15 protein-coding genes are annotated in these 16,720 nt (G+C 64.7%); 12 read left to right on the forward strand and 3 right to left on the reverse strand.

Annotation, left to right across the window (positions count from 1 at the left end; all coding sequences use genetic code 11):
* Positions 1–5 precede the first annotated feature (5 nt).
* Positions 6–1,199 (reverse strand): ABC transporter substrate-binding protein, encoded by a 1,194-nt coding sequence (locus tag L1P09_RS11965; RefSeq protein ID WP_054906183.1) that lies wholly within the window; start codon positions 1,197–1,199, stop codon positions 6–8.
* A 150-nt stretch (positions 1,200–1,349) separates the two neighbouring features.
* Between L1P09_RS11965 and L1P09_RS11970 the strand changes: the two genes are divergently transcribed.
* Positions 1,350–2,624 (forward strand): sensor histidine kinase, encoded by a 1,275-nt coding sequence (locus L1P09_RS11970; RefSeq protein WP_235768892.1) that lies wholly within the window; start codon positions 1,350–1,352, stop codon positions 2,622–2,624.
* Complete coding sequence (locus L1P09_RS11975) at positions 2,624–3,262, forward strand: response regulator (RefSeq protein ID WP_029885149.1); 639 nt, start codon at positions 2,624–2,626, stop codon at positions 3,260–3,262. The genes L1P09_RS11970 and L1P09_RS11975 overlap by 1 nt, the downstream gene beginning before the upstream one ends.
* A 184-nt stretch (positions 3,263–3,446) precedes the next feature.
* On the opposite strand, the gene L1P09_RS11980 is transcribed toward L1P09_RS11975, so the two are convergent.
* Positions 3,447–4,106: a pentapeptide repeat-containing protein gene (locus L1P09_RS11980; protein WP_154211533.1), complete on the reverse strand. Its 660-nt coding sequence runs from the start codon at positions 4,104–4,106 to the stop codon at positions 3,447–3,449.
* Between the two features lie 77 nt (positions 4,107–4,183).
* Positions 4,184–6,079: a quinoprotein ethanol dehydrogenase gene (gene exaA, locus L1P09_RS11985; RefSeq protein WP_054905457.1), complete on the reverse strand. Its 1,896-nt coding sequence runs from the start codon at positions 6,077–6,079 to the stop codon at positions 4,184–4,186.
* A 254-nt stretch (positions 6,080–6,333) separates the two neighbouring features.
* Between exaA and pedF the strand changes: the two genes are divergently transcribed.
* The 10 genes from pedF (at position 6,334) to L1P09_RS12035 (ending at position 16,675) form a co-directional block, all read left to right on the forward strand.
* The gene (gene pedF / locus L1P09_RS11990; RefSeq protein WP_009682327.1) at positions 6,334–6,795 is read left to right on the forward strand and encodes a cytochrome c-550 PedF; all 462 of its coding nucleotides are present in this window, start codon (positions 6,334–6,336) and stop codon (positions 6,793–6,795) included.
* Positions 6,796–6,800: 5 nt separating this feature from the next.
* Positions 6,801–7,676, forward strand: coding sequence for a substrate-binding periplasmic protein (locus L1P09_RS11995; RefSeq protein WP_054905455.1), 876 nt, complete (start codon positions 6,801–6,803; stop codon positions 7,674–7,676).
* Between the two features lie 35 nt (positions 7,677–7,711).
* Entirely contained in the window at positions 7,712–8,479 is a 768-nt protein-coding gene (locus L1P09_RS12000; protein ID WP_054905454.1) for a quinoprotein dehydrogenase-associated SoxYZ-like carrier, read from the forward strand.
* Positions 8,480–8,517: 38 nt separating this feature from the next.
* Positions 8,518–9,450, forward strand: a complete 933-nt coding sequence (locus L1P09_RS12005) for a quinoprotein relay system zinc metallohydrolase 1 (protein ID WP_192439994.1) — start codon at positions 8,518–8,520, stop codon at positions 9,448–9,450.
* A gap of 242 nt (positions 9,451–9,692) precedes the next feature.
* Positions 9,693–11,480 (forward strand): PQQ-dependent alcohol dehydrogenase PedH, encoded by a 1,788-nt coding sequence (pedH, locus tag L1P09_RS12010; protein WP_029885145.1) that lies wholly within the window; start codon positions 9,693–9,695, stop codon positions 11,478–11,480.
* A gap of 119 nt (positions 11,481–11,599) precedes the next feature.
* Positions 11,600–13,120 carry an acetaldehyde dehydrogenase ExaC gene (gene exaC / locus L1P09_RS12015; protein WP_054912999.1) on the forward strand — a complete coding sequence of 507 codons (1,521 nt, stop codon included), beginning with the start codon at positions 11,600–11,602 and terminating at the stop codon, positions 13,118–13,120.
* Between the two features lie 258 nt (positions 13,121–13,378).
* Positions 13,379–13,450 carry a pyrroloquinoline quinone precursor peptide PqqA gene (gene pqqA, locus L1P09_RS12020; RefSeq protein ID WP_003243383.1) on the forward strand — a complete coding sequence of 24 codons (72 nt, stop codon included), beginning with the start codon at positions 13,379–13,381 and terminating at the stop codon, positions 13,448–13,450.
* A gap of 52 nt (positions 13,451–13,502) precedes the next feature.
* Complete coding sequence (gene pqqD / locus L1P09_RS12025; protein WP_029885144.1) at positions 13,503–13,775, forward strand: pyrroloquinoline quinone biosynthesis peptide chaperone PqqD; 273 nt, start codon at positions 13,503–13,505, stop codon at positions 13,773–13,775.
* A gap of 88 nt (positions 13,776–13,863) precedes the next feature.
* Entirely contained in the window at positions 13,864–15,027 is a 1,164-nt protein-coding gene (gene ercA, locus L1P09_RS12030) for an alcohol dehydrogenase-like regulatory protein ErcA (protein ID WP_009682320.1), read from the forward strand.
* Positions 15,011–16,675, forward strand: a complete 1,665-nt coding sequence (locus L1P09_RS12035; RefSeq protein WP_192439996.1) for a PAS domain-containing hybrid sensor histidine kinase/response regulator — start codon at positions 15,011–15,013, stop codon at positions 16,673–16,675. Before ercA ends, L1P09_RS12035 begins: the two co-directional genes overlap by 17 nt.
* Positions 16,676–16,720 lie beyond the last annotated feature (45 nt).

The following is a 16,720-nucleotide window of genomic DNA, read 5'->3' on the forward strand; positions in this document are numbered from 1 at the left end:
TCGGCTCAGGGGTACGTGCAGGTCACTTCGGGCTTGTCGTAGCCCAGGCTGTCCATTTCGTTGAAGGGGTGCAGGAAGCCATCTTGTGGCGATGTGCTGACCAGTGCGCGAGGCTGCACCAGCGCAATCGGTTGGCGCAGCTCGCCGTTCCAGGGCCGGTAGCTGAGCTTGCGGCCCTTGAAACCGTCCAGGGGCAGTTGCTCGCTGAGCAGCAGCTGTTGCAGCGCCCGTGGGTCGGCCTGGCGCAGTTTGCTGACCGCGCTGGCAATGCTGCGCACGGCCATCCAGGCGGCGAAGTCACGGTCGTTCATCCAGCGCCCGGCCTGGGCCTCGAAACGTTTTTGCAGTTGCGCCGCGCCGAAGGTTTCCACGGTCTTGTGCCAACCGGTGGGGGTCAACCCCTGGGTGCCCGCCACTGGCCGCGGGTACCAGGTCTGGTAGGGCAGGTATTCGCCAAAGTCACCGCGTTCGTCGGCCACCAGCACCACGTCGTATTCGGCGGTTTGCGTGAACAGCGGCATGTCGGCCTGGGCGCTGCGGCGCTGGTCGTTGTCGAAGGTCCAGGCTTTTTCCGCGACCAGCTGCACGCCGAAGCGTTTCGCCGAGCGGCGCAGGGCGGCGGCGTAGGCCTGGTCATCTGCGGTCTGGCCGACCACCAGCAGCGCGCGTTGCCATTTGCGCAGCACCAGGAACTGCACCAGCGCATCGGCGAGCATTGCCCGGCCCGGCAGGCTGTGCAGCACGTTACCCAGGCACTGGCTGCTGCGCAGGCTGTCGTCGGGGCTGCCGGCATTGAACAGCAGGCTGTCGGGCAGCGCCGCGGCCAGCGCGCGCAGGCTGGTGGCCGGGGCGTTGACCACGAACAGGCGCAGGCCTTGCTCGTGTTGTGCTTGGGCCGCCTGCAACAGCGCCTCGGGGCTGTCCACGTTGGCGCGGGTCAGCTGGAACTGTTGCTTGAGAAAACGCCCGGTGCTGTTGCTGTCGACGATCGCCAGCTCGGCGCCTTGCAGGCCAGCGTCGGCCGGTTCGGGGATGATATTGGACAGCAGCGGGCCCGGGTCGGGCCGGTAGCCCAAATAGCCGATGCCCACGTGCAATAGGGCGTCGGCCTGGCCCGCAGCGGCCGACGCATGGGGCGCGGACAACACGGCGATCAGGGCCAGCAGGCAGAACAAGGCAAGGTGGGCAGGCTGGCGCATGACACACTCCACGGCAGATGGCGCCAGCATAGGAACCCCGCCGGGCACGGGAAATATGCAGAAAGTAGCGCTCGGCCGGTACCAAGGTAGTAATTTCCCGCGCCACCTACGGTTTTACGATGGGCCTCGGCACCCCTGAAGAGAGCTCCCATGCGCCTGTTCAACTTGTCTGCGCTGTGGCGCATCAACCTTTGGGTCACCGGCTGCTTCGCCCTGGTGACGGTGGCCTGTGCCGGGGTGCTGCTGCACCAGGCTGTGGCCGACGTGGAGCGTGAGCTGCAGTCTGCCGAAGCCGTGGTGACCTACCTTGCCGAGACTGCCGAGCGTGACCCGGCCAGTTTGCAGCCGAGCCTGACCCAGAACCTGCGCCATGTACGGGTGCATTGGCTGGCAGCTGGCGATGCCGCCCTGTTGCCGGGGGATGCCGGTGTGGATGCCTGGCTGGGCCGCCAGCTGTTCGGTCAACACCACCCAGGTGGCCGTTTACTGACACTGAGCGATGGCCGGCGGGTGCTGATTGCCGTGGATGCCCGCGATGAAATCGACGAAGTCTGGGAGTCGCTGGTGCAATTGCTGAGCTTGTGCGGCCTGGCGCTGGTATTGAGCCTGGTGACCATCCGTTGGGCGGTCGGGCGGGCGATGGGGCTGCTGGCTGAATTGCTGGGGGCGCTGCGGCAGGTGTCGGCGGGGCACCTGGCCGTGCGTTTGCGCGAGGCCAACCTGCCGGAGGCACGCCAGTTGGCTGCGCACTTCAACGCGATGGTGGCGAACCTGGAGCAGGCCCGGGCCGACAATACGCAGCTGACCCAGGCCCTGCTGGCGGTGCAGGAGCAGGAGCGTACCCGGCTGGCGCAGGCTCTGCACGATGACCTTGGGCAATACCTGGCCGGTATCCGCGCCCAGGGCTGCCTGCTGCGCATGGCGGCCGACCAGCCCGCTGTGGTCAAGCAGACCACACAGCAACTGGAACTGAATTGCGAACATTTGCAGCAAGGGTTTCGTGCCCTGGTACAAGACCTGTATCCGGTGGCGCTGCAACACATGCCGCTGGCGCAGGCCATTGGCCTGCTGGTGAGCCAGTGGCAGGCCAGGCAGGGCATCGATTGCCGGCTGCGGGTTGGCGAGCATTTGCCAGACTTGCCCGCGCCGAGCAGGACGCACTTGTACCGGCTGCTGCAGGAGGCGTTGACCAATGTCGCCCGGCATGCCGGCGCCAGCCAGGTGCGGGTGCGCCTGCAGCGCAGCGCCAAGGGGTTGCGCTTGTTCGTGCGCGACAATGGGTGCGGCGCGCGCCAACCGCGCCGGCCCGGGGTTGGCTTGCACTCGATGGCCGAACGCGCGCGCAGCCTGGGGGGTGAATTACGCATTTTCAGCCGCCCGGGTGGCGGTTGGGCGTTGGCGCTGAACATCCCCAAGGAGGTGTGATGAATATCGTACTGGTCGACGACCATGCTGTGGTCCGCCAAGGCTATGCCAGCCTGCTGCGGGCGGTATTGCCAGACATCCAGGTGCGCGAAGCGGCCAGTGGCGAAGAGGCGCTGGCCCTGGTGCACGAGCAGGTGCCCAACCTGGTGGTCATGGACTTCGGCCTGCCGGGCATCAGCGGCCTGGAAGCCACCCGCCGGCTGCGTCAGCGCCTGCCCCAGCTGCGGGTGCTGTTCTTCAGCATGCACGACGAGTTGCCCCTGGTGCGGCAGGCGCTGGAAGCCGGGGCGTCGGGCTACCTGACCAAGAATTCGGCGCCCGAGGTGCTGATCGAGGCGGTGCAGCGTGTATTGGCCGGGCATGCCTACATTGAACAGCCGCTGGCTACGCAATTGGCCTGCACCACCCCGCACAATGAAAGCGACCCGCGCCTGCAGCGCATGACCCAGCGCGAGCTGGAGATTTTCGTCATGCTTGCCAAGGGCACCCCGGCGCGGCTGATTGCCGAGCAGTTGTGCATCAGTGCCAAGACCGTGTCCAACCATTTGACCTTGCTCAAGAGCAAGCTGCAGGTCAGCTCGCATGCCGAGCTGGTGCACCTGGGGATTGACCTGGGGCTGGTGCGGGTAGCGGGGTAGGCCCTGTGTCGCGATGGGCTGCCTGTAGGAGCGGCCTTGTGTCGCGATGGGCTGCCTGTAGGAGCGGCCTTGTGTCGCGATGGGCTGCAAAGCAGCCCCAGGGTTTCAGCATGGTGCACAAATTGCCGGGGCTGCTTTGCAGCCCATCGCGACACAAGGCCGCTCCTACAGGCAGCGCAATCAGTCACTTGTCCCAGGTTTCGGGGCAGCCTGTGCATCCCTCCATGTTGGCCTCCTGGAAATTCCCGTAATGCTGCCGTGCCCCGCGCAGGTCGGCGCGTGCCAGGTTGCTCTGGCCGAACTTGGCCTCCTGCAGGTTGGCGTCGGTCAGCCTGGCCTCCTGCAGGTCGGCCTTGCTGAGCCAGGCCATTTCGAGGTCCGCAGCCTGCAGGTTGGCTTTGTGCAACTTGGCCCCGGACAACCGGGCGAACTGCAGATAGGCCGCGCTGAGGTCGGCGTTCTCGAACTGCGCGCCTTGGGCGAACAGGCCCCAGCCTTGGATGGCCACCAGGTGGCTATTGCTCAGGTCGGCCAGGCGCAGGTTGCTCTGCTGCAGGCTGGCGCGGGTCAGGTTGGCGCCTTGCAGGCGGGCTTTTTCCAGGTTGGCCAGGTCCAGTTGGGCGTGGCGCAGGTCGGCGTCGCGCAAGTCGGCGCCGGCCAGGTTCATCTTGCGCAGGTCCTGGTTAGCCAGGTTGGCGCCGCGCAGGTTGGCACCCGGGCACTGGCTGGCTTCGGCGATGACGCAGCCGTTGATGGTCAGTGGGGCATCGTCGCCAGCGTCTTCGGCCTGTGCGGCCAGGGCAGGCGAGAGCGCCAACAGCAGGGCAATGGGCAGGTAGTTCATGGCGAATGGCTCTCGTGGGTGTAAGCACCAGGTGAAGGGGCCGCAACGCGGCCCCGGGTATACGCCACCTCAGGCGATCACCGCTGGGCGGTCTTGTTGTCCCAGCTCGGGATCTTGAACACCCAGAACGAGCCACCCTGGGCAACGGGCTTGGTCAGTTCGGCCATGTCGCCACCCCACAGCGGCACCGCACCGCCGTAGCCGACCGTCACGCCGATGTACTGCTCGCCATCCTGCTCCCAGGTGATGGGCGGGGATACGATGCCGCTGCCGGTCTGGAACTTCCACAGCTCCTTGCCCGTCTTGGCGTCGAAGGCCTTGAAAAAACCATCGCCGGTGCCGGTGAACACCAGGTTGCCCTTGGTTGCCAGCACGCCTGCCCACAGTGGCAGGTGCTCTTTGTGTTCCCACACCAGTTTGCCGGTGGTCGGGTCCATGGCGCGCAGGGTGCCGACGTGGTCGTCGTACATGCGCTTGATGCGGAAGCCCATGCCGAGGTAGGCCGAGCCTTTCTTGTAGTTCACTTCCTCGGTCCAGTATTCCTCCTTCCACTGGTTGCCGGGGATGTAGAACAGGCCGGTGTCCTGGCTGTAGGCCATGGGGTTCCAGTTCTTGCCGCCGAGGAATGGCGGCGAAACCTCGACTGGCTTGCCTTTGGTTTCACCCGGCAGCGGCTTGGCCGGGCGCTGGCCGGGGTTTTCCACCGGCCGCCCGGTCTTCAGGTCGATATGGCTGGCCCAGGTGATGTTGTCGACGAAGGGGAAGGCGTTCTGCAACTTGCCATTGTTGCGGTCGACCACATAGAAGAAGCCGTTGCGGTCGGCGTGGCCGGTGGCCTTGACCACCTTGCCGTCCTTGCCTTTGTAGTCGAACAGCACCAGTTCGTTGTTGCCGGAGAAGTCCCAGGCGTCGTTGGGGGTGTGCTGGTAGAACCACTTGACCTCGCCGGTGCTCGGGTCTACACCGACCTGGCCGGAGGTATACAGGCTGTCGTAGTCGTGCGGGTTGCCGTCTTTCGAGGTACGCGCCCAGGTGTTCCAAGGCCCCGGGTTGCCCGCCCCGACGATGATGGTATTGGTTTCCGGATCGAAGCTGGCGCTTTGCCAAGGGGCGCCGCCACCATGGCTCCAGGCTTCGACCTTGCCGGTTTCGGTGGTGGGGTCATCTGGCCAGGACGGTGCCTTGACGTCGCCGGTCGGGGTGCTGTCCTTGCCATTCAGGCGGCCCATGTGGCCCTCGACGAAAGGCCGCATCCACACTTCTTCCCCGGTATCCGGGTCGCGTGCGAACAGCTGCCCGACCACGCCGAATTCATCCCCCGAGCTGCCGTGGATCAGCAGGACCTTGCCACTGGTCTTGTCCTTGATCAGCACCGGCGCGCCGGTCATGGTGTAGCCGGCACTGTGGTCGCCGAACTTCTTGTTCCAGACCACCTTGCCGGTGTGTTTGTCCAGGGCCACGACCCGCGCGTCGAGGGTGCCGAAGTAGATCTTGTCGCCGTAGATGGCGGCGCCCCGGTTGACCACGTCGCAGCAGGGGCGAATGTTGTCGGGCAGGCGGTGGTTGTAGGTCCACAGGCGTTTGCCGGTTTTGGCATCGAGGGCAAATACCCGTGAGTACGACCCTGTCACATAGACCACACCGTCGCTGACGATGGCCTGCGATTCCTGGCCGCGCTGCTTCTCGTCGCCGAACGAGTAGGACCACGCCGGGGTGAGCTTGAACACGTTCTTGTCGTTGACCTGGGCCAACGGGCTCCAGCGCTGGGCATTGGTGCCCATGCCGTACTGCAGCACGTCGTTGGTGGTGAGGTGGTCGTTGGCGATGTCTTCCCAGGTGACGTTCTTGGTGGCAGGTGCCGCAGGGGGGGTGGCCGCTGTTGCCACGCTGCCCAAGGCCAGGCTACCGGCCATCAGCAGCACGCGCACGCTCAAGGCCAGAGGGGAAAGGGCGGGTAGCGATCTTATTGTCATGGTTGCAGTTCCCAGTGGAGGTTTTGGCCTGCACAGGGTGAGCCGCCGGGGCGCTCGCCGGATACGGAAAAAATCCCGCCATTGCCGGGAAGAGTTCCCGGTCGGCACCTCATTTGGCCGTTCGCCACAAGCCCTACTACCAAGGGAGTAAGGCGCGACCACCAAAGCAGCATTCGGCCGTATGCCGGGTGTTTTTAAGATGGCGACACGGCCTCTGTGGTTGAGGCTTTGCGTGCAATGGTGAGGGCATAACAATGACAACAAAACGCAATGTGTGGCTTGCTGCAGGCTTGTTGGCCGGCGCGGTAATGACCGGTACCGCCTGGGCCCATGGCAATGTAGTCCCACAGGCGGTAGAGACCAAGGGGCTGACCCCGGTCAAGGACGCTGGGGTGAGCCTGGACGCAGACGGCTGGGCGGCGGTCAACCCTTACCGTAGCTCGCCGGAACACGACAAGGCAGTCGAGATCGGCGCCTCGGCCTATAACCAGAACTGCGCGGCCTGCCATGGCCTGGAAGCCAAGTCTGGCGGCATTGCCCCGGACCTGCGGCTGCTCGATGCCGGCGACGCCGGCGATGAATGGTTCGTCGAGCGTGTGCGCCATGGCGCGGTGCGCGACGGCCGCGTGTACATGCCGAAAATGGCCGACTACCTGAGCCAGGAGGCTTTGTGGGCGGTGCGCACATACCTGGACAGCGTGCACGTCGAGGAGTAACGGCCATGCGCCTGATGGCGGTGCTGTTCAGTGCCCTGTTGCTGTGCTGTGCGGCGGCCCAGGCGCAAGTGCGCAACTACGACACGATCATCGCCGCCGGGGAGCTCAAGGTAGCGGTGTACAAGGACTTTGCGCCTTACAGTTTCCAGGACCACGGCCAGCCGCGGGGCGTGGATGTGGACCTGGCGCAGGCACTGGCCGAGGCGATGGGCGTGCGCCTGAAACTGATCTGGGCGCCGCCTGGGGAAAAGCTCGACGACGACCTGCGGGACTACATCTGGCGCGGCAGCCCGCTGCGTCATCAGCAATTGGCAGACCTGATGCTGCGGGTGCCCTACGACCACGATTATGCGCAGAGGCGCAACGAGCTGGGCGAGCTGGAAAACGCCCAGGTGGTGATGTTCGGCCCGTATCAGCAAGAACGTTGGCAGGTGGCCTATGACCGCCGCCGGTTGCCTTCGGTGGCCAGTGTCGCGGTATTCCAGCAGCACCCGATTGGGGTAGAGGTCGACAGCGTGCCGTCGTTCTACCTGACCTCGGTGCTCAACGGCATGCTCAGCGCCAAGACCCACCATTACCCCGGCGTGCAGCAAGCCTTCGCCGCCATGCAGGCCGGTGAGGTAGACGCGGTGATGGCCATGCGCGGCGAGGTCGACTGGCAACTGCATGAGGCCGCGAACCCACAGCTGGCGTTGGCGGAAAATGCGTACCCCAACCTGGGCAAGCAGGCCTGGGACATCGGCATGGCCGTGCATGAAAGCAACCGGCAGTTGGCCTATGCGGTCGAGGAGGCGCTAGAGGTGTTGATACGGGAGGGGCGCATGCAGGCGATCTATGCCCAGTACGGCCTGCGTTACCAGGTGCCGGACATGTACCAGTAGCCTGGGCTCGGCAGCCCGGCAAATGGGAGCGGATCATGAACCTCAAAGCAACCTTGCTGCTGGCCTGCTGGCTATCTTGGGCAAGCCAGGCCCTGGCCAGCGAGCCGCCTGCCAACCAGGACCCGGTGCCCTCGGTGATGTGGGACTTCTACCACAAGCAACTGCTCGACCAGGCAGCGTTCGTCTTCGATGAGCGGGTCAAGCTGCTGGCTCCCCCTTTTGCCGAGGACGCACGCCAGGTGCCGTTGGAAATCGATGCCCGCGCGTTCACTGGCGAGGTGGTGCGCATCATTGCCTGGGCCGAACTCAACCCGCTGCCGCGCATTGTCGACTTCCAGCCCGGCGAACGGGTACTGCCGTGGTTATCGCTGCGTATCCGTATCGAGCAGGCCACACCACTTCGCGCGGCGGTGCTCACGCGCGACGGCCTGTGGCACGTGGGCTCGACCCTGATCGATGCTGCCGGCGGTGGTTGTACCGCCCCCAGCGTGGTGCGCACCCAGCCCGGCTGGGAAGAGCACCTCGGCGAGGTGCTGGGGGGCCGCTACCCGCGTGGCGACAGCAGCCGCCTGCGCCTGCAGGTGGCGCACCCGATGGACAACGGCCTGGTCAGTGGCATTCCCGAGTTCTACCTCAACCATGCCGAGTTGCAAGGCGTCGATGGCCAGCGCCTGGCCAGCCTGACGCTGTACCCGGCGGTCAGCGAGAACCCGAACCTGAGTTTCGATATCCAGGGCCCCGGGCCGACCCGGCTGTTGTTGCAGGACAACAGCGGTAACCAGTTCGAGGCGGCAGTGCCTTGAGCGCGGTCGCCATCCACCCCTGAACCGAGGCGCCTGCCATGCGTTGGATCCTGCTGTTGCTGTTGTGCCTGGGCCTTCCGGCCCAGGCCAACCTGGATTACCGGCTCGCCCCCCGGCAGATTGCCGAGGGTACCTGGCTGCTGGAGGGCAGTACCGACAATTTCGCCAAGGCCAATGGCGGCAACGTGGTCAACACGGCCTTCATCGTGACCGACGAGGGGGTGGTGGTGATCGACAGCGGGCCGTCCAGACGCTATGGCGAGGCCTTGCGCCAGGCGATTGCCACGGTGACCGACAAGCCGGTGCTGGAAGTGCTGCTGACCCATCATCACCCGGACCATGTGCTCGGCAACCAGGCGTTCACCGACGTGCCCATCGGTGCCCTGGCCGGCACCGCTGCGTTGTTGCGCGAGCAAGGCGATGCCATGGCGGAAAACATGTACCGCCTGGTTGGTGACTGGATGCGAGGCACGGAGGTGGTGCTGCCGACCCGAGTCGTGGAACCGGGTGTGCGCGATGTGGGCGGGCACCGCCTGCGCCTGCTCGGGCTACGCGGGCATACCGGTGCGGACCTGGCGATCCTCGATGAAACGACCGGGGTGCTGTTTGCCGGCGACCTGCTGTTTTATCAGCGTGCCCTGACCACCCCCAACAGCCCGGGCCTCGATGTGTGGCTGCACGACCTCGACACCTTGCAGGCGCTGCCCTGGAAGCAACTGGTAGCCGGCCACGGGCCGCTGGCCAGTGATGCGCAACCCTTTGTGCAGATGCGCGACTACCTCACCTGGCTGGACAACCTGCTGCGCGACGGCGCCGCCCGTGGCGACGATATGGCCGAAATGATCCGCAGCCCGATACCCGAACGCTTCGCCGGCCTGAGCCTGACGCGCTACGAACTTATTCGCAGTGTCAGCCACCTATACCCGCGGTACGAACGCCGGCAACTTCGGCGGGTAGATAGTACGCCCTGAGCCAGACACTACGGCGTGGGAGCGGCCATGCGTCGCGAAAGGGCGGCGCAGCAGCGCCGGCAATTTCCGCTGACACCAACCCAGGGGCCGCTTTGCGCCCCTTTCGTTTAAAAGGCAGCTGCTACCAAGGAACTAGAAATCTCCACACTGCGAGCAATTGTTGGCAAACACCTCGGGACCAAGAATTCCCGGCACACCGGGAAAATTTCCCGGGCACAACAAAAAAACCAAAGGTAGCCGACATGACCCGATCCCCACGTCGTCCCGCGTTCGCCGTGAGCCTGGTGCTCAGCGCCATGTTGCTGGCCGGCGCTGCCCACGCCGCCGTCAGCAATGAAGACATCCTCCAGGACCCGAAGAACCCCCAGCAGATCGTGACCAATGGCCTGGGCGTGCAGGGCCAGCGTTACAGCCCGCTGGACATGCTCAACACCAACAACGTGAAGGAACTGCGCCCGGTCTGGGCGTTTTCCTTCGGCGGTGAGAAGCAGCGCGGCCAACAGGCGCAGCCGCTGATCAAGGATGGGGTGATGTACCTGACCGGCTCCTACTCGCGGGTATTCGCCGTGGACGCGCGAACCGGCAAGAAACTGTGGCAGTACGATGCGCGCCTGCCCGATGACATCCGCCCATGCTGCGATGTGATCAACCGGGGCGTGGCGTTGTACGGCAACCTGGTGTTCTTCGGCACCCTCGACGCCAAGCTGGTGGCGCTGAACAAGGACACCGGCAAGGTGGTGTGGAGCAAGAAGGTGGCCGACCACAAGGAAGGCTATTCGATCAGCGCCGCGCCAATGATCGTCAACGGCAAGCTGATTACCGGCGTGGCTGGCGGCGAGTTCGGTGTGGTGGGCAAGATCCAGGCCTACAACCCGGAAAACGGTGAGCTGCTGTGGATGCGCCCCACCGTGGAAGGCCACATGGGGTATGTGTACAAGGACGGCAAGGCCATCGAAAACGGTATTTCCGGTGGCGAAGCCGGCAAGACCTGGCCGGGCGACCTGTGGAAGACCGGCGGTGCAGCGCCGTGGCTGGGCGGCTACTACGACCCGGAAACCAACCTGATCCTGTTCGGCACCGGCAACCCGGCGCCGTGGAACTCCCACCTGCGCCCAGGGGACAACCTGTATTCCTCATCGCGCCTGGCACTGAACCCGGACGATGGCACGATCAAATGGCATTTCCAGAGCACGCCACACGACGGTTGGGACTTTGACGGCGTCAACGAGCTGATCTCGTTCAACTACAAGGACGGCGGCAAAGAGGTCAAGGCCGCTGCCACTGCCGACCGCAACGGCTTCTTCTACGTGCTGGACCGCACCAACGGCAAGTTCATCCGCGGCTTCCCCTTCGTCGACAAAATCACCTGGGCCACTGGCCTGGACAAGAACGGCCGGCCGATCTACAACGAGGCCAGCCGCCCGGGTGCACCGGGTAGCGAAGCCAAGGGCAGCTCGGTGTTCGTTGCCCCGGCGTTCCTCGGTGCGAAAAACTGGATGCCGATGGCCTATAACCAGGACACCGGGCTGTTCTACGTGCCGTCCAACGAGTGGGGCATGGACATCTGGAACGAGGGCATTGCCTACAAGAAAGGGGCGGCGTTCCTGGGCGCCGGCTTCACCATCAAGCCGCTCAACGAAGACTACATCGGTGTGCTACGTGCCATCGACCCGGTCAGCGGCAAGGAAGTGTGGCGCCACAAGAACTATGCACCGCTGTGGGGTGGGGTACTGACCACCAAGGGCAACCTGGTGTTCACCGGTACCCCGGAAGGCTTCCTGCAGGCGTTCAACGCCAAGACCGGCGACAAGGTCTGGGAGTTCCAGACCGGCTCAGGCGTGCTCGGTTCGCCGGTGACCTGGGAAATGGACGGCGAGCAGTACGTATCGGTGGTGTCCGGCTGGGGCGGCGCGGTGCCGCTGTGGGGCGGCGAAGTGGCCAAGCGGGTCAAGGACTTCAACCAGGGCGGGATGCTCTGGACCTTCAAGTTGCCCAAGCAGTTGCAGCAGACCGCCAGCGCCAAACCCTGACCCCTACTACCAAATGACGAGAGCCCCGCTGCCAACGATGCATTCGCCTGGCAGGCGGGGCTTTCTACCATCGGCATATCGCCTGTCGTGGGACAGGCATTGACCTGCAGAGGCTCAGCATGATCTACGCACAACCCGGAACCCCAGGCGCCGTCGTTTCCTTCAAACCGCGCTATGGCAACTTCATCAATGGCGAGTTCGTGGCGCCCTTGGCTGGCCAGTACTTCACCAACAGCTCGCCGGTCAACGGCCAACCGATCGCCGAATTCCCACGTTCTAGCGCACAGGATATCGAGCGCGCCCTGGACGCTGCCCATGCCGCGGCTGACGCGTGGGGCAAGACCTCGGTGCAGGAGCGGGCCCTGGCGCTGCTGAAAATCGCCGACCGGATCGAACAGAACCTCGAAGTGCTGGCGGTCACCGAAAGCTGGGACAACGGCAAGGCCGTACGCGAAACCCTGAATGCCGACGTGCCGCTGGCCGCGGACCACTTCCGTTATTTTGCGGGCTGCATTCGTGCCCAGGAAGGTGGCGCGGCGGAAATCAACGAAACCACCGTGGCGTATCACCTGCACGAACCCCTGGGTGTGGTCGGGCAGATCATCCCGTGGAACTTCCCGTTGCTGATGGCCGCCTGGAAACTCGCCCCGGCGCTGGCGGCGGGTAACTGCGTGGTGCTGAAACCGGCCGAGCAGACGCCGTTGTCGATCACCATTTTTGCCGAGCTGATCGCCGACCTGCTGCCGGCCGGGGTGCTGAACATCGTCCAGGGCTATGGCCGTGAGGCTGGGGAGGCGCTGGCCACCAGCAAGCGTATTGCCAAGATCGCCTTCACCGGGTCCACCCCGGTGGGCTCGCACATCATGAAGTGCGCGGCCGAGAACATCATCCCGTCTACCGTCGAACTGGGTGGCAAGTCGCCGAACATCTTCTTCGAAGACATCATGCAGGCGGAGCCGGCGTTCATCGAGAAAGCCGCCGAGGGCCTGGTGTTGGCGTTCTTCAACCAGGGCGAGGTGTGCACCTGCCCGTCGCGTGCGCTGATCCAGGAGTCGATCTACGAACCGTTCATGGCCGAGGTGATGAAGAAGATCGCCAAGATCAGCCGTGGCAACCCGCTGGACACCGAAACCATGGTCGGCGCCCAGGCGTCGGAGCAGCAGTACGACAAGATCCTCTCGTACCTGCAGATTGCCCGGGAGGAGGGTGCCGAATTGCTCACTGGCGGTGCCGCCGAGCGCCTGCAGGGTGACCTGGCCAGCGGCTATTACATCCAGCCGACCCTGCTGAAGGGCCACAACCGGATGCGCGTGTTCCAGGAAGAGATCTTCGGCCCGGTGGTGGGGGTGACCACCTTCAAGGACGAAGCCGAGGCCTTGGCGATCGCCAACGACAGCGAGTTCGGCCTGGGGGCCGGCCTGTGGACCCGCGACATCAACCGTGCCTACCGCATGGGCCGCGGCATCAAGGCCGGCCGGGTATGGACCAACTGCTACCACCTGTACCCCGCGCATGCGGCATTCGGTGGCTACAAGAAGTCGGGTGTGGGCCGTGAGACGCACAAGATGATGCTCGACCATTACCAGCAGACCAAGAACCTGCTGGTGAGCTACGACATCAACCCGTTGGGCTTCTTCTGACCCCCTGATGAACCTGCGCGGTTGGCGCAGCGGCCTGGTGTCGCGGCCAGGCTGCGCAGCCACCCTCATTGCTGTAGCGGTGCAGCGAATGCCAGGCCGCCTGCCCAGGCGCCCTGGCTGGCCTGATGGCAATGTGTGGCAACCCCGTTGCTACCAATGCACCCGGCAAACTCGTTCCAAAGTAGCATTCGCCCTCACCACCGCCCATGCATTAATGCCTCTACCGGAATCGCCCGGCACAAGAAGAGGACATGCCCCATGTGGACCAAACCCGCCTACACCGACCTGCGCATTGGCTTTGAAGTGACGATGTACTTCGCCAACCGCTGATGCCTGCCCGGCCACCGTCAAGGTGGCCGGATCCCCACGCCCGGTGCCTGCCGTGAAACTGATCGACCGCCAGCAGACACTGGCCCTGGCCAAGGGCTTGCGGCTACGCTGGGACCCGTTGCAGGCATGCCATGTGCTGCTGTACCCCGGGGGCGTCATCGAGCTCAACGCCAGTGCCGGCTGGGTGCTGGAGTTGCTGGACGGCCAGCGCAGTACGGCAGCGATCATCGACCAGCTGGCACAGCGTTTTCCCGGGGTTCCCGGCCTTGGCGAGGACGTACTGGCGTTCCTGGAGGTGGCCCGCGCCAAGGCGTGGATCGAATGATGACTGTGCCGCTTTGGTCTGGTTGCTTTCGCCGCGGGATGCTTTACGCTGGCGGTTATCTTCCAGAACAATAAGAACAGGCTTTACGATGAGCCAGAGTTTCAGCCCCCTTCGCAAGTTCGTTTCGCCTGAAATCATCTTTGGTGCCGGCTGCCGACATAATGTGGCCAACTACGCCAAGACCTTTGGTGCGCGCAAGGTCCTGGTGGTCAGCGACCCTGGGGTGATTGCCGCTGGCTGGGTGGCCGACGTCGAGGCCAGCCTGCAGGCGCAGGGTATCGACTATTGCCTGTACACGGCCGTCTCGCCCAACCCCCGGGTCGAGGAGGTGATGCTCGGCGCCGAGATCTACCGGCAGAACCACTGCGATGTGATCGTCGCGGTCGGTGGTGGCAGCCCGATGGATTGCGGCAAGGCCATTGGGATCGTGGTCGCCCACGGGCGCAGCATCCTTGAGTTCGAGGGCGTGGACATGATTCGCGTGCCCAGCCCGCCGTTGATCCTGATCCCGACCACCGCCGGTACCTCGGCCGATGTGTCGCAGTTCGTGATCATCTCCAACCAGCAGGAGCGCATGAAGTTCTCCATCGTCAGCAAGGCGGTGGTGCCCGACGTGTCGCTGATCGACCCGCAAACCACGTTGAGCATGGACCCGTTCCTGTCGGCCTGTACCGGCATCGACGCGCTGGTGCATGCCATCGAGGCGTTCGTGTCTACCGGTCATGGCCCGCTGACCGACCCCCATGCGCTGGAAGCCATGCGCCTGATCAACGGCAACCTGGTGGAAATGATCGCCAACCCCGGCGACATCGCCCTGCGCGAGAAGATCATGCTCGGCAGCATGCAGGCGGGGCTGGCGTTCTCCAACGCGATCCTGGGCGCGGTGCATGCCATGTCGCACAGCCTCGGCGGTTTCCTCGACCTGCCTCATGGCCTGTGCAATGCGGTGCTGGTCGAGCACGTGGTGGCGTTCAACTACAGTTCGGCGCCCGAGCGCTTCAAGGTCATTGCCGAGGTCTTCGGCATCGACTGCCGCGGCCTCAACCACCGGCAGATCTGCGGCCGCCTGGTGGAACACCTGATTGCCCTGAAGCACGCCATCGGCTTCCATGAAACCTTGGGCCTGCACGGGGTGCGCACGGCCGATATTCCGTTCCTGTCGCAACATGCGATGGATGACCCGTGCATCCTCACCAACCCGCGCGCGTCGAGCCAGCGAGATGTCGAGGTGGTCTATGGCGAGGCCCTCTGACGAGCAGCAGCGCGCGCTGGCGGGGCTACTAGGCCTGGGCGACCACTCGGCGCGTAAAAGCCACTACCCGGAGTTATCTGCCCGGCTGGATGAACTGGAAGCCGAGCGCAACCGCTACAAATGGCTGTTCGAGAACGCCGTGCACGGCATTTTCCAGGCCAGCCTGCAGGACGGCATGCGTGCTGCCAACCCGGCACTGGCCCGCATGCTCGGCTATGACGACCCACAGCAAGTGCTGTTTTCCCTGACCGACCTGGCAACCCACCTGTTCGATGGCGGTGCGCAAGAGCTGCAGGCGATTACCGCGATTCTCGCCCGGGAGCACAGCCTGCATGGCTATGAAACCCGGCTGCGGCGCAAGGATGGCAGCCACCTCGACGTGCTGATGAACCTGCTGCTCAAGCCCGGTCACGAAGGCCTGGTTGAAGGCTTCGTGGCCGATATCACCGAGCGCAAGCAGGCCCAGCAGCGCCTGCAACAGCTCAATGACGAACTGGAGCAACGGGTTGCTGCACGTACCGATGAGCTGATCGAGGCGCGCGATGCTGCCGAAGCCGCCAACCGCAGCAAGGACAAGTACCTGGCCGCTGCCAGCCATGACCTGCTGCAACCGCTGAACGCCGCGCGCCTGTTGATCTCCACCTTGCGTGAGCGGCCGCTGCCAGACGCCGAACATGTGCTGGTGGAGCGTACCCACCAGGCGCTGGAGGGCGCCGAAGACCTGCTGACCGATTTGCTGGATATCTCGCGGCTCGACCAGGCTGCGGTCAGGCCCGATGTGGCGGTTTATCGCCTGGACGAGCTGTTTGCGCCTTTGATTTCAGAATTCCGCTCGGTGGCCGATGCCGCGGGCCTGAAATTTCACGCCAGGGTTCCCGATTATGCCGTCAGCACGGATCTGCGCTTGCTGACGCGCATTCTGCGCAACTTCCTCAGCAATGCCTGCCGCTACACCGACGAGGGCCGCGTTCTGTTGGGGGCAAGGCGCCGCGGCGAACACTTGCGCCTGGAGGTATGGGACAGCGGGCGCGGCATTGCCCAGGACCGGTTGCAAGCCATATTCCTGGAGTTCAACCAGCTGGACGTTGGCCGCGCGGCGGACCGCAAGGGCGTAGGCCTGGGGTTGGCCATCGTCGAGCGGATCGCCAAGATTCTCGGCTACCGGATCGAAGTGCGTTCGTGGCCGGGGCGTGGCTCGGTGTTCAGCATCGAGGTGCCGCTTGGCCAGGCGCTGCCGCCGCTCCTGCAGCCCACGCTGCCCCAGCCCACTGCCGGCAACCCGCTGCCGGGCCGTCGCCTGCTGGTGCTGGACAACGAAGTGAGCATTCTCGAAAGCATGGGCGCGTTGCTGGGGCAATGGGGCTGCGAAGTGGTCACCGCCACCGATCAGCAGGGTGCCTTGCAGGCGCTTGAAGGGCGCGCCCCGGAGCTGATCCTGGCTGACTTTCATCTGGATCACGGCGTGGTGGGCTGTGATGTGGTGCGGCAGTTGCGCGAACATTACGCCAGCGCCATACCCGCGGTCATCATCACGGCCGACCGCAGTGACCAGTGCCGGCGCTCGTTGCGCAAGCTTGGCGCACCGTTGCTGAACAAACCGGTGAAACCAGGCAAGTTGCGTGCGGTATTGAGCCAGTTGCTGGGCTGAGGGGCATGAGGCGTATTGGGGGGCGGCACCGCCCTTTGAGGGGGC

This window comes from Pseudomonas juntendi (genome assembly GCF_021560075.1).
GTDB classification, from domain to species: domain Bacteria; phylum Pseudomonadota; class Gammaproteobacteria; order Pseudomonadales; family Pseudomonadaceae; genus Aquipseudomonas; species Aquipseudomonas juntendi.

Excerpts from the sequence above, each read along its gene's own strand:
- exaC (WP_054912999.1), top strand. The coding sequence starts at position 11,600 with ATGATCTACGCACAACCCGGAACCCCAGGCGCCGTCGTTTCCTTCAAA.
- L1P09_RS12035 (WP_192439996.1), top strand. The coding sequence starts at position 15,011 with ATGGCGAGGCCCTCTGACGAGCAGCAGCGCGCGCTGGCGGGGCTACTA.
- L1P09_RS11970 (WP_235768892.1), top strand. The coding sequence starts at position 1,350 with ATGCGCCTGTTCAACTTGTCTGCGCTGTGGCGCATCAACCTTTGGGTC.
- L1P09_RS11995 (WP_054905455.1), top strand. The coding sequence starts at position 6,801 with ATGCGCCTGATGGCGGTGCTGTTCAGTGCCCTGTTGCTGTGCTGTGCG.
- L1P09_RS11975 (WP_029885149.1), top strand. The coding sequence starts at position 2,624 with ATGAATATCGTACTGGTCGACGACCATGCTGTGGTCCGCCAAGGCTAT.
- exaA (WP_054905457.1), bottom strand. The coding sequence starts at position 6,079 with ATGACAATAAGATCGCTACCCGCCCTTTCCCCTCTGGCCTTGAGCGTG.
- L1P09_RS11965 (WP_054906183.1), bottom strand. The coding sequence starts at position 1,199 with ATGCGCCAGCCTGCCCACCTTGCCTTGTTCTGCCTGCTGGCCCTGATC.
- L1P09_RS11980 (WP_154211533.1), bottom strand. The coding sequence starts at position 4,106 with ATGAACTACCTGCCCATTGCCCTGCTGTTGGCGCTCTCGCCTGCCCTG.
- pedF (WP_009682327.1), top strand. The coding sequence starts at position 6,334 with ATGACAACAAAACGCAATGTGTGGCTTGCTGCAGGCTTGTTGGCCGGC.
- ercA (WP_009682320.1), top strand. The coding sequence starts at position 13,864 with ATGAGCCAGAGTTTCAGCCCCCTTCGCAAGTTCGTTTCGCCTGAAATC.
- L1P09_RS12005 (WP_192439994.1), top strand. The coding sequence starts at position 8,518 with ATGCGTTGGATCCTGCTGTTGCTGTTGTGCCTGGGCCTTCCGGCCCAG.
- pedH (WP_029885145.1), top strand. The coding sequence starts at position 9,693 with ATGACCCGATCCCCACGTCGTCCCGCGTTCGCCGTGAGCCTGGTGCTC.
- L1P09_RS12000 (WP_054905454.1), top strand. The coding sequence starts at position 7,712 with ATGAACCTCAAAGCAACCTTGCTGCTGGCCTGCTGGCTATCTTGGGCA.